Below are 12735 nucleotides of genomic sequence, written 5' to 3'. Positions count from 1 at the left end.
CTATTTTAATAAATCAGCCAGTTGTTTCGTGAGGTTCTTACGGCTGTATTGTTGCAATCCTACCGGATATACTTTTAGGTTTTGATCTTTATAAAGTCGGTAATAAGACAAAATCGTTTCTTTCACCCGATCTTTATCATCATATAAAGCAAATACTCCGGTATTCGTTTGTTTTATTATAGTTGCAAAATCAGCATCTTCAGGACCAATAGCCAGAATCGGTCGTTCCGAAACCATATATTCAAACAATTTCCCCGGAATAATACTTTTCGTTTCTTCCGAATCGATTTCAATCAACAGTAATACCTGCGAACTTCTTTGTTGCTGCACAGCTTCCTGATGCGACACATATCCCATGTTCTTAACATAAGGCGAAAGTCGGAATTCCTCGATCGTTTCCAGTATTTCCTGACTCGTTGCACCGATCAGTTTCAATTGAAAATCGTCTTTAAAATCAGGTTCCTCTTTGATTAGTTCACTAAGGGCTTTCCATAAAATTCTCGGGTTACGTTCGGACAGAAACGAACCGATATGTGCCAATGTAAATTTCTCATCCAAAGGCAATCGGGTTATATTTTCCACATCATATCCGTTGGTAATCACATGAATCGGTCGGGATGTAATAGCTTTAAACTCTTTTTGAGTGGTGTTACTGGTTACCAATAAAAAATCGGCTTCCTGCATCACTTTACTTTCCAGTTCTTTGTGTTTTCGGGCTGCATAATCCGAAAGCTTTAAGGCTTTATGATAACCGATAGTTGTCCACGGATCCCGAAAATCAGCTATCCATCGGATTCCGGTTTTCTCTTTTAAATGCATTCCGATTAAATGCAAACTATGCGGCGGACCGGTTGTAATTACCGTATCGATTCCGTTTTCTTTGATATAACGCTGCAAAAATGTTACCGAAGGTTTTACCCATAATACGCGGGCATCCGGAATAAAGAGATTACCGCGGGTCCATAACATCAGGCGTTCCAAAAAAGATTGTTTCCTTTTATTCGGAATGATCCCGGAACTGATTTTCTTTGTTTTATTTTTAGAAAAAACCGATGCCCAGGCATACGGTTCCGTAATTTTCTTTTTTATTATTGTTACTTCTGAAGGAACTTCATCCAACAGTTTGGTATCCAATAAAGGATAAGTGGGATTTTCTGGTATATACACAACTGGTTCAATCCCGAATTCCGGTAAGTACTTCACAAACTTTAACCAACGCTGTACACCCGGTCCTCCGGCAGGCGGCCAATAATAGGTTATAATCAGTACTTTTTTCATTCTTAATTTTTATATGGCGACTACGCTGCTTTTTTCTTTTTGTTGTCGAAATAGATTCCGGCTACAATCAATAGTACCATCACTAAAAAGCTCACTAATGCAATAGTGCTACCTTTTTTGATCACTTCCGGTTCAAATTTAAATTCGATCGTATGTTTCCCGGCCGGTACTTCCATAGCACGTAACACATAATTTACTGCAAAATGCGGTACTTCTTTACCGTCTACGGTTGCCTTCCACCCTTTCGGATAATACACTTCTGAAAAAACGGCCAATCCTTTATTCGGATTATTCGACGTATATTTCAGATAGTTCGGTTTATAGGTATTTAAAACAATTGTTGCCGTAGAATCTTTCACAAATGTATTTTCTTTAACAGCTCCGGAAAATTCTTTTTGATTCAATACTGCTGTTGTTTTTGTATTCAGTTTGTCCAACGCCTTCATCTCCTCATCCGGAGTGTTCACTTTTTTAACGTCACTTACAAACCACGCATTTCCGTTAGCTTCCGGATTTTTAAGCGGAACATCATTCCCCTGATCATCTTTCTGAATAACATATTTAACATTCAGCATGTTCAACACACCTACGTTATTTTTAGCAATCTGATAATCGAATAGCTGTTGCATTTTTCTCGGTTTCGCAGCATGATACCCTCCAATTGATTTATGGAAGTAAGATGCTCTCGCACTCGACATGTTTCCTTCTACTTCGAATACGCGGTAATGTGTTGTATCTTTTAGAATATGTTCGTCTGCCGGTGTTGCTTCAAATGGTACATCCGCCTGACGGGCCGATACGAAACTGTCACTGTTCACATAGTTTTTATCCACCATAAACAAGTCACCTACCATTAATACTCCAACCAGAACCACTGTTGTAATCTGAGATAATTTATTTTGAGTAAACAACCATAAAACTCCGGCTGCTACAAGGATCAATCCGCCTGAACGTAATAAATCAGACATATACATTGCAGCTCGTTGTTCTTTTAATGCTGCCACAAACGGAGGTCCCATTTCGCCGTAAGCCTGTAAGTAAACACTGTCACTTCCACCGGTAAAACTGAACATTCCTTTAGCAAATAGCAATAGTACTACAATACCCAATGTTATCGCTGCGGATTTCCAAAGTGCACTCCAACGTTCTTTTTCATCTGCCGTAAAAAAGGACTGTAATCCTAATATTGCCAATACCGGAATACACAATTCCAGAATGACCTGAATAGAAGATACGGCTCTGAATTTATTATACATCGGCACATAATTGATAAAGAAATCCGTTAGTGCCGGGAAATATTTCCCCCATGACAGGAATAATGATAATAAAGCTCCGGCTAAAAATGCATATTTAATTTTTCTTTTATCGATAAACATTGCCAATACAAACAGGAAGAAAACGATCGCTCCGATATAAGCCGGTGCGGCTACAATTGGTTGAGCTCCCCAATACGTCGGTACACTGGAAACAAAATCCTTAGCCTGACTTGGCGATGCCCCCTGATTGGAAATAAATTCATACATCGGTGAGTTTTCACCCACATTCTCATGATTAGAACCACCAAATAAACGCGGTGCAATCAGGTTTAAACTTTCGGCGATACCATAGCTGTATTCCGTTATATAATCGTACGACATTGCGTTAGTACTTTCTTTTTTAGCTCCGTCCGGGTTAAAAGTCAGTTCACTATCACTACGCGTACTGTATTTTGCATATTCCGATGTTGCCATCAAGTTTGTAGCATTCACTCCGATACTCAAAATTCCGGCGATTGCAAAAATTCCGGCGATTTTATCTAAATTCTGGATTTCCTTATTTTTAGCATACTGAATCAGATAGTAAATCCCGATTACCAATAAGAGTAATAAAAGGTAGTAGGTCATCTGGAAGTGATTCGCATTAATCTCTAATGCCGCAGCAACCATCGTTAGCAATCCACCGACCAGATATCTTTTCTGGAAGACCAGGATTACTCCGGCAACGACCATTGGCATATAGGCAATCGCGTGGGCTTTAGCATTATGCCCAACACCCAGAATGATGATCAGATAAGTCGAAAAACCGAATGCGAGTGCTCCGAAAAACGCTTTGAGACTATCGACTTTAAATACCCGTAACAGGATATAAAATCCAAGGAAATATAAGAACAGATAATCGGCCGGGCGTGGTAAAAAACGGATTACCGAATCCAGTTGTTTGATAAAATTATTAGGGTAATTCGCGCCCAACTGATACGTTGGCATACCACCGAAGGCACTGTCGGTCCAGTACGGTTCATCACCGGTTGTTTTTCTAAAATCAGTTTGTTCTTTCGCCATACCGATATATTGTGCGATATCGGACTGGAAAACTTTTTTCCCTTGCAATACAGGATGAAAATATAATAAAGAGATTAGTACAAAGCCTATTATTGCCAGTACATGGGGATAAAATTTAGAAAGGTTTTTCATAAAACGAATTTAGCCTAATAATAGTAGGCTAAAATAGAAATAAAAGTATTGTAAAAAAAGAAAAGAGTAGTTTTAAACACTACTCTATTTCTTCAAAATCGATGTACTCGCCCACTTTTTTCTTCTCTCTCGGTTTGTCGGATGAAAAGTTGGTTTGTGTATTTTGTTGTTGTGATTGTTGCTGATTATAATATTGTTGCTGCTGTTGAAAATTCTCTTCAGCCTTTTTCACCACCTGTTGCAAAAAATAAGGGGCTAATAATTTCGTTACAAATTTTAAGGCATAGTAAATTACAATAATCCATAACAATACTTTTACAAGTCCAGTCAATGATGCCGTATCCATAATAATTAAATTTTTTCAAATTTACTAAATCCTTCGGTTAAAAATAAATTCTAATTCTTAAAATAATAATAAAATAACTACTTTTGGTTTTACGTTTTATTCGTTATCATAAATCCCCCCACTCATGATAAAGCATTTTAAATTTAAGATCGCAGGTCTGTTACTTTTAAGCACTACCGTACACTATGCCCAGTTTACCGACGAAATCAACTCGAATCGTCCGGGTAAATCCCATGGCGCCTTTTCGGTAGGAAAAACAGTAATTCAGGCAGAAGCCGGCACCTATTATATTAATGACAAGCATAAATATTTAGGGTATAAATCGTCCGGATTCGGGGGCGAATTGAGTTTACGTTACGGTGCAATTCTGGAGCAATTGGAATTTATCGGTGATATCCAATATCAATCTGATACTTATAAAACCGATTATTCCGAAACGAATCGTAACGGAATCAAACAAGCTTTAATCGGTGCGAAATATCTGGTTTATGATCCGTTTAAAAACCACGAAGAAAAAGTAAATATTTACAGTTGGAAAGCCAATCATCGTTTTAAATGGCGTCAATTTATTCCGGCTGTAGGTGTTTATGCCGGTGCTAATTTCGCCCTTTCTGATCATTATAAAATCCCCGACGAACCTTCTATTAGTCCGAGACTTATGTTGATCACTCAAAATCATTTCGGTGCGCAATGGGTATTGGTCGGAAACTTTATAGCGGATAAATTTATCTCCGATTATTCCAGTTATGGTTATATTCTTACCTTAACTCGCGGTATCAACGCTAAATGGTCGGCTTTTATAGAGAATCAGGGGTATAAAAGTGATTATTATTCCGATGTCATTTTTAGAGGCGGAGCTGCTTATTTACTTCAAAAAAATATGCAGATCGATGCGTCTATCGGTGCCAATATCAAAGACACTCCCGCTTTAATTGTTGGCGGAATCGGATTTTCATGGCGATTTGACAAAAATTACAAGCCGGTTGAAATAAAGAGCGGTAAAGAAGAAAAAGGCAAAAAAGGCGGTAAAAAAGAAGAAAAGAAAAAACGTGTCGATGAGATACAACCCGAATAGTTTTTAAAATGATTCAAATAAAAGAAGCGCTTACTCAAAAGGAAATGACCGATTTTGTCACTTTTCCTTTTCAATTATACAAGAACAATCCATATTGGGTTCCACCGCTTATCAAAGACGAATTAAAGAGTTTTAATCCGGAAAATGACATTTTTAAAAGCGTAACAGCTCATTACTTTCTGGCTTATAAAGACACTAAGATTGTGGGACGTATAGCGGCCATTATTAACTGGACCGAAGTCAATACACTTCAAAAGTCAAAAGTACGTTTCGGTTGGTTTGATGTTATTGATGACATTAGTGTTACCGAAGCATTACTGGATAAAGTGATCGAACTCGGTAAAAAAAACAATCTGGAATACATTGAGGGGCCGGTGGGTTTTTCCAACATGGACAAAGCCGGAATGCTAACCGAAGGATTCGACCAGATTGCCACGATGATCGGTCTTTACAACCATGCTTATTATCCGGAGCATCTTGAAAAACTAGGTTATTCAAAAGAAGCGGAATGGCTCGAATATAAAATTGACGCTAAGCTGGTCGACTTAGGTAAGATCGAACCGTTATCCCGAATTATCGAGCAACGTTATGAAGTCAAAAGTCTTAATTTTAAGAGAACCAAAGACATTATTCCCTATGTAGATGAAATGTTTGGTTTACTTAATAAAACGTATGCCGAATTACAAAGTTTTGTACCGATCGAACAATTCCAAATCGATCATTATAAAGAAAAATACATCTCATTTATCCATCCGGATTTTATCACTTGTGTGACCGATAAAGAAGGTAAAATGATTGCTTTCGGCATTACAATGCCTTCTTTTTCCAAAGCATTTCAAAAAGCAAACGGTAAGCTGTTTCCTTTCGGATTCTTACATCTTTTACGTGCGATGAAGAAAAACGACCATGCCGAATTTTACCTGATCGGTGTTGATCCGGACTATCAGAACAAAGGCGTAACGGCATTGATTTTAAAAAGGATGTATGAAGTTTTCACCAAACGCGGCATTCTGACAGTAGAAACCAATCCGCAGTTGGAAGAAAATAAAAAGATACAGCAGTTGTGGAAGAACTTTAGCCCGACTATTCATAAAAGACGCAAAACATTCCGCAAGGATTTATAAATAAACGAAACAGACCGGTCATATGCGAAACGGATAAAACCGCCTGTTTACAAAATTACCCTATAAAAAAGGGCTCTCCTATATAAGAAGAGCCCTTTTGCTTTTTTGAGAGATCCGATAAATTAATTTAATTTATTATTTGTATCGGTATAATTTCCTGTAATGGTTACATTGTTTCCTTTTGTTACACTTCCGTGGATGGTAATTGAAGAACCGTTACCAACAAATTCCAATGTTGCCCCGCTGTTTAGTATCAGGTTACCGTAGATCACTACACTTCCTTCAACTTTCAATTTCGCATTACTGTTGATGATTAATGCATTCCAAGGATTACTTGCCTGTCCTTGTGCTAAAGCTCCTTTCATGTAGAACACACCACCACTATTAATATTTAATCCTTGTGATACTGCTAATGAACCACAGAAAGTAAGGTTAGCATTTACGTTAACTCCCTGTACAGAAGCAGAACCTTGATATTGTAAGTTTTGACCTGAATTTACATTCAACCATTGGTCACCAGGGTAAGTGGCAAAACTAGTACAATCAATTGAATTGTTAGGAGGTGTTACCATTTTGATGATTTTTAAACCTCCGTTACCGTTAGCTACGAAGATATAATCACCGCTACTTTTTACATAGTTAGCTGAAGCATTAGAAATCGTACCGTTTAATGGTAACGAACCTAATAAACTTAAATTACCTGATGTATTATAAATATATAAACCGGCTGCTCCGTTTGCAACAAACGCTTTATTGTTATTGATAGACACTGCATTGGTTACTACATCTTGTTGATCAACTCCTGTTACATTCGTAGGAATTGCAATAGTCTGTAATTTTGAACCGCTGGCAAGGTTATAAACACCTAAACCGTTACGTCCTTCTGATACTAAAACTCTGTTATCAGAGAAATCGATTGTTCTTTTTGCATCCGCTACATCTTGAGACGTTGCAAATGAAGATTGTAATGCGAAAGAGTTTGCATCATAAACTTTAACCCCCTGAGTACCGCTTAATACAACAATTTTATTGTTGATACTTCCTAAAGCTCTAAGATCCGCAACCGGAATAGCTGCTTCAAAAGTATTATCTGCTTTATTATAACGCACTAATTCTCCGTTATTCCCTGAAACTGCATAATATTTAGAACTTGTTGCAAAAATATCAGTAGCTACATTACCTAAAACACTAGTTGATGCATAGTTATTTGTCAACAATCCGTTTTGTAAAGGCATTTTAGCCACGAAAGCCGGGCTTGTTAAGTTAGGAGAAGCATCAACACTGCTTGCTCCTGCGATAAATAAATATCCGTCGTTATAGGAAACTGCACTGATATCACTTTTCGGGAAAATCGCCTGAACAACCAATTGCGGGTTATTCGGGTTAGAAATATTAATCACGTCGATAGCTCCTAAATATTTATCTCCGTCTGTATTGTACGAAACATAAGCATAAGGCCCGTTAATATCCACGTGTGTCGCTTTTAATCGGAATCCGTTGTAAACAGGAGCATTCACTTCTGCTACTACAGCTAAAGGGAAATCACTTGCAGTGGCTGCAGAACTCATCTTACCACCTGTATTTCCGATTAGGTCAATAACTCCTGAATTAGCATAACTAATTCGCTGGTTTAAAGCATTACTGTCTGAATTTAAGATAATCTTATCAGCATCTCCGTTCTGATTTACACCGTTCGTATCATCTGACTGACAACCGATTACAGTTGCAAAAAGGGCCAAAGCGGCAATCCCTGTTAATTTATTTAATTTCATAGTTAATTTATTTGCAGCAAAAATAGGACTTTTATGCGTTAATCTGTGTTAAAAAATTGGGCTATTCATCGTATAAAAACGCACAACACCGAAAAAACTCCCGGTGTTGTGTAAAATTATTTGTATAAAAAACTACTGAGCGCTTACGTCTACTGTTGTCTCTTCAGCTATCTTTTTATAGGTTCCGTTAGTCAGTTTTTCACGGATCGCTTCGAATGCGCTTAATGTTTCTTCGATATCCTGTAAAGTATGTGAAGCTGTCGGAATCATTCGCAACAGGATAATACCTTTCGGAATTACCGGATACACCACAATCGATAAGAAAATACCATAATTCTCACGTAGGTCATTCACCATTACCATCGCTTCCGGAATACTACCTTCCAGATAAACCGGCGTTACACAAGTATTCGTATCTCCGATGTTAAATCCTCTTGATTTTAATCCGTTTTGAAGTGCATTTACATTTTCCCACAGTTTTGCTTTCAGTTCCGGCATTGAACGTAACATATCCAAACGTTTTAAAGCGCCAACCGTCATAATCATCGGTAATGACTTTGCAAACATTTGTGAACGTAAATTGTATTTCAGATAATCGATAATATCCTGATCAGCTGCAACAAACGCTCCGATACTCGCCATTGATTTAGCGAATGTTGAGAAATAAACATCGATTCCGTCCTGACATCCCTGCTCTTCACCTGCTCCTGCTCCGGTTGTACCTAATGTTCCGAATCCGTGTGCATCGTCAACCAATAAACGGAAATTATATTTTTCTTTTAAGGCAACAATTTCTTTTAGTTTTCCCTGTTGCCCTCTCATTCCGAAAACACCTTCGGTAATTACTAAGATTCCACCACCGTTTTCCAGAGCCATTTTAGTAGCACGCTCCAGGTTTTTTTCCAGACTGGCTACATCGTTATGCTTATACGTAAAACGTTTTCCCATATGCAGACGTACTCCGTCAATAATACAGGCATGCGAATCTACATCGTATACAATTACGTCATTTTTAGTCACCAAAGCATCAATAATAGACACCATTCCCTGATAACCGAAATTCAACAAATAAGCTGCTTCTTTTTGCACAAAAGTCGCCAGTTCATTTTGCAATTGTTCGTGAATTGTGGTGTGTCCGCTCATCATACGGGCACCCATCGGATAAGCTGCACCATAATCTAATGCTGCCTGTGCATCTACCTTTCTAACTTCAGGGTGATTAGCTAATCCTAAATAATCGTTGATACTCCAGTTTAAAATTTCTTTTCCATGAAACTGCATTCTAGGTCCCAACTGTCCTTCCAATTTCGGAAACACATAATATCCTTCAGCCTGAGAAGCCCATTTTCCTAAAGGACCTTTATTACTTTGAATTCTTTCGAATAAATCTTTTACCATACTATTCTATATTAAGTATATTAAAAACGTGCCAAAAGTAGTTATTTATTATATGCCATCATAATAATTTGGGATTGTTTTACAGCACGACTTCGTTTTTATAAAATAAAACAGAGCCGGGAAAACCCGACTCTGTCAGAACCTAATTTAAAACATATACATGATGGTGTATGTTCAGAATTCAAAGATGACACAATAGCTTCCCAAGAGCAGCAAAAGTGCAATGATTACTCCTGCAAATCCTATTTTTATAGCCCTTTCCCGATCATGTATCATCCCGTTTACGACAATAAGTCCGGAACACACAAAAACGAGGACCAACAGGAGTAGTACTATTAATTGTCCTAAACTCATTCGTTATTGTCTTACATTGAAATAATGATGAATTCGCTTCTTCGGTTTAGCTGGTGTTCTGCTTCCGAACAAGGTACACCATCGGCACATTTGTTCAGTAGTTGTGTCTCACCATATCCTTTTCCGGTTAGTCGGGAAGCTTCAATACCTTGTTTTACCATCCAGGCGATCGTCGATTTTGCTCTTCTGTCTGATAAACGTTCATTATATTGATGCGTTTGGCGACTGTCGGTATGCGAACGAACATCGATTTTCATCTTCGGATATTCTTTCATTACCTCTACGATTTTCGCCAAATCTACGGCCGCATCCGGTCGGATATTCCATTTATCAAGGTCGAAATAAATAATTTTTATTCCGAATGTTTTTGCTAAATCGTCTCCCGTTTGCACCGGTTTAACTGTTTTATCCAATGCAACCGGAAGATTGGTTGTACCGGATGTTTCCGGAATGACAACACTAATCTCACGTGTATTATATTGTGGCGATTCTGCTTTTACAAAATATTTCTGCTGACAGTCCACTTCTCCGAAATTATAATTTCCATTAGCATCCGTCGTTACCTCTTTCAGCATTTTAAAATTAGCATCAAACAGCGTAACTTTTGCCTTTTGCAATGGTGCTCCCGTTTCCGAATCGGTTACGATACCGGCTAATAATTGTTCGCAGGCATACTGTAATACTTTATTTTCGGTAAAGGTGTAAATATCATCCATACCCTGTCCTCCATCTCTGTTGGAACTCAGAAACCCTTTTTTGGTTGTATAATTGATCAGGAAAGCAAAATCGTCTTTCGGGCTATTCGCCGGTGCTCCGATGTTTACTACATTTTTATACATTCCGTTACTTGTCGGTTTTGAAACGAAAATATCCAGTCCGCCCAATCCTAAATGTCCGTCGGATGCAAAATACAGTTCATTATCATCCGATACAAACGGAAAAGTTTCTCTTCCCGGTGTATTGATTGTCGGTCCCAGATTTTGCGGTGTTCCGAAACTTCCGTCTGCTTTAACTTCTACTTTAAAAATATCCGACTGACCTAATGTTCCCGGCATATTGGAGGCAAAGTACAACGTTTTCTCATCCGGGCTTAAAGCGGGATGTGCTACACTATAACTATTATTATTGAATGGTAATTCTGTGACATTCGTCCATTTTCCATCCTCTAATGTAGCCTTGTAAATTTTTAGCAGTGTCGTTTTATCACTGTCTTTTCCCTTTTTCCCGTTATTAAAATTGTTTCGGGTAAAATACATTGTCTTTCCGTCTTTTGTAAAAACCGGCGTAGCTTCGTGGAAACGGGTATTAATTTCGCGGGCAAAACGTTCCGGTTTGGATAATGAACCATCCTGATTTACAGTAACGGCATACATATTTGTAAACGATTCCCCGGTCCAGGTATGTACCCTTTTACTGAAAACACCGGAAGTATCTCTGGCAGAAGTAAACACCATTTTATCACCTACAATAGCACTTCCATAATCCGAATACTGCGAACTGATTCCTGCATTATCGATAGTAAACCGACCCGAATTCCGTTTAATCACTTCCAGATAATCGGTTTGATTCTGATACATTTTCCCTCTGACATCACTGGCATTTTTCTGATGAAACTTAGCCAGCATCTGATTTGCTTTTTCATATTCACCAATCGATTTCAATGACTGCGCATATCGGTAATAATATTCAGCATCAACATCCTGAGAAAAGGCAAACAATTCGCCATACCATTTGGCGGCCTGATCTAACTTTCCGTTAAAGTAATAGGAATCACCAAGCTTTTCCAATACTTCGACCGATTTATATCCTTTTTCGGCTATTTTTTCATAGGTTTTAATCGCATCGATATAGGCATAATTATCATATTCTTTATTAGCCGTTTTGATTTTTCCATTTTGAGCATATACTCCGGATGAAATCAATATCATCAAGCCGAACTGCAATACTATTTTTTTCATAGTCCTTATATTAATTAGAAGAATCTCGGAGATGTTATCCTGTTATTTCTGTTAAACAATTCAAATCTCAGGAAAATCTCATGTGATCCTGAATTATAGTCAGCCAGCTTAGTTGTTTCCATATCATAGGCATATCCGGCAAACAATCCGTTTGTGATTTGAAAACCGACTAATGCGCTACATGCTGCATCCCAACGGTAGGCCAAACCGGCTGTAAATTTTTCATACAACAAGAAATTAGCCGATACATCCACCTGTAAAGGCGCACCCTGAACCACTTTCGTCAATAAGGCCGGTTTAAATTTCACATCGGCTCCCAATTCAAACACATGTCCCGCGATCAGATAATAGTGCATGTTTTCTTTTGCCGTAGATTGGGAACTCTTATCATAATGCTTGGTTTCCAAAAAATTAGGCACCGAGATTCCCACATAGGTTTTATCGGAATGGAAATAGATTCCGGCTCCGAAATTGGGCGAAAATTTATTGTCAATATTATTCTGGAAACGCGGATCAGACCAATCGTACACATTCAGTTTTGTAAAATCAACATTTAACAAGTGAGCAGTTGCTTTCAATCCGAATGACAATTTAAATCGTTCCGATGTTTTAACGGTATACGAAAAATCAGCTGAAATCGCATTTTCATCGGCCGGGCCAATTCTGTCATTAACAAAAGACAATCCCAAACCAAGATTACTATTATTCAGGGGTGTATTTAACGATACGGCATTGGTAACCGGCGCTCCTTCCAAACCTACCCATTGCGTACGGTGTAATCCGAAAATACTCATTACGCCTCTCGAACCTGCATAAGCCGGATTAACATTAATAGTATTGTACATATACTGGGTATACTGAGCATCCTGCTGGGCAAATCCGCTGATACCGGTTAACAGTAAAACGAAAAGTATAAATTTTGTTCTCATTTTTATTTTGTTTTATAAACCCGGGGTACTGTGATTTCCCCCGGGATTTCA

Annotated in this window: 9 protein-coding genes; 2 read left to right on the top strand and 7 right to left on the bottom strand. The window is 38.2% G+C overall.

Annotated elements, in window-relative coordinates; translation table 11 throughout:
* From NOX80_RS09535 to NOX80_RS09525, 3 genes are all read right to left on the bottom strand, one after another.
* Positions 1 to 1278, bottom strand: a complete 1278-nt coding sequence (locus NOX80_RS09535) for a glycosyltransferase family 4 protein (RefSeq protein WP_256549542.1) — start codon at positions 1276 to 1278, stop codon at positions 1 to 3.
* Between the two features lie 20 nt (positions 1279 to 1298).
* A complete protein-coding gene (locus NOX80_RS09530) occupies positions 1299 to 3728 on the bottom strand; it encodes a YfhO family protein (RefSeq protein WP_256549541.1) in 2430 nt (809 codons plus the stop codon).
* Between the two features lie 79 nt (positions 3729 to 3807).
* A complete protein-coding gene (locus NOX80_RS09525) occupies positions 3808 to 4074 on the bottom strand; it encodes a DUF4834 family protein (protein WP_256549540.1) in 267 nt (88 codons plus the stop codon).
* 124 nt (positions 4075 to 4198) lie between these two features.
* Here NOX80_RS09525 and NOX80_RS09520 point away from each other — a divergent pair, with 124 nt between their 5' ends.
* Positions 4199 to 5149, top strand: coding sequence for a transporter (locus tag NOX80_RS09520; RefSeq protein ID WP_256549539.1), 951 nt, complete (start codon positions 4199 to 4201; stop codon positions 5147 to 5149).
* Between the two features lie 8 nt (positions 5150 to 5157).
* Positions 5158 to 6273, top strand: a complete 1116-nt coding sequence (locus NOX80_RS09515) for a GNAT family N-acetyltransferase (RefSeq protein ID WP_256549538.1) — start codon at positions 5158 to 5160, stop codon at positions 6271 to 6273.
* A gap of 122 nt (positions 6274 to 6395) precedes the next feature.
* Here the strand turns inward: NOX80_RS09515 and NOX80_RS09510 are convergent, their stop codons facing one another.
* The 4 genes from NOX80_RS09510 to NOX80_RS09495 all read right to left on the bottom strand — a co-directional run bounded on the left by NOX80_RS09510 (position 6396) and on the right by NOX80_RS09495 (position 12684).
* Positions 6396 to 8045, bottom strand: a complete 1650-nt coding sequence (locus tag NOX80_RS09510) for a hypothetical protein (RefSeq protein WP_256549537.1) — start codon at positions 8043 to 8045, stop codon at positions 6396 to 6398.
* 132 nt (positions 8046 to 8177) lie between these two features.
* On the bottom strand, positions 8178 to 9443 hold the full coding sequence (locus NOX80_RS09505) for an aminotransferase class I/II-fold pyridoxal phosphate-dependent enzyme (protein WP_256549536.1): 1266 nt from the start codon (positions 9441 to 9443) through the stop codon (positions 8178 to 8180).
* Between the two features lie 365 nt (positions 9444 to 9808).
* Complete coding sequence (locus NOX80_RS09500; RefSeq protein WP_256549535.1) at positions 9809 to 11755, bottom strand: OmpA family protein; 1947 nt, start codon at positions 11753 to 11755, stop codon at positions 9809 to 9811.
* A gap of 14 nt (positions 11756 to 11769) precedes the next feature.
* A complete protein-coding gene (locus NOX80_RS09495; RefSeq protein WP_256549534.1) occupies positions 11770 to 12684 on the bottom strand; it encodes a PorP/SprF family type IX secretion system membrane protein in 915 nt (304 codons plus the stop codon).
* Positions 12685 to 12735 lie beyond the last annotated feature (51 nt).

This window comes from Flavobacterium cerinum, from assembly GCF_024496085.1.
Classification (GTDB): Bacteria; Bacteroidota; Bacteroidia; order Flavobacteriales; family Flavobacteriaceae; genus Flavobacterium; species Flavobacterium cerinum_A.
This window is presented reverse-complemented; position numbering and strand designations above follow the sequence as displayed.

Excerpts from the sequence above, each read along its gene's own strand:
- NOX80_RS09525 (WP_256549540.1), bottom strand. The coding sequence starts at position 4,074 with ATGGATACGGCATCATTGACTGGACTTGTAAAAGTATTGTTATGGATT.
- NOX80_RS09515 (WP_256549538.1), top strand. The coding sequence starts at position 5,158 with ATGATTCAAATAAAAGAAGCGCTTACTCAAAAGGAAATGACCGATTTT.
- NOX80_RS09530 (WP_256549541.1), bottom strand. The coding sequence starts at position 3,728 with ATGAAAAACCTTTCTAAATTTTATCCCCATGTACTGGCAATAATAGGC.
- NOX80_RS09535 (WP_256549542.1), bottom strand. The coding sequence starts at position 1,278 with ATGAAAAAAGTACTGATTATAACCTATTATTGGCCGCCTGCCGGAGGA.
- NOX80_RS09495 (WP_256549534.1), bottom strand. The coding sequence starts at position 12,684 with ATGAGAACAAAATTTATACTTTTCGTTTTACTGTTAACCGGTATCAGC.
- NOX80_RS09510 (WP_256549537.1), bottom strand. The coding sequence starts at position 8,045 with ATGAAATTAAATAAATTAACAGGGATTGCCGCTTTGGCCCTTTTTGCA.
- NOX80_RS09505 (WP_256549536.1), bottom strand. The coding sequence starts at position 9,443 with ATGGTAAAAGATTTATTCGAAAGAATTCAAAGTAATAAAGGTCCTTTA.
- NOX80_RS09500 (WP_256549535.1), bottom strand. The coding sequence starts at position 11,755 with ATGAAAAAAATAGTATTGCAGTTCGGCTTGATGATATTGATTTCATCC.
- NOX80_RS09520 (WP_256549539.1), top strand. The coding sequence starts at position 4,199 with ATGATAAAGCATTTTAAATTTAAGATCGCAGGTCTGTTACTTTTAAGC.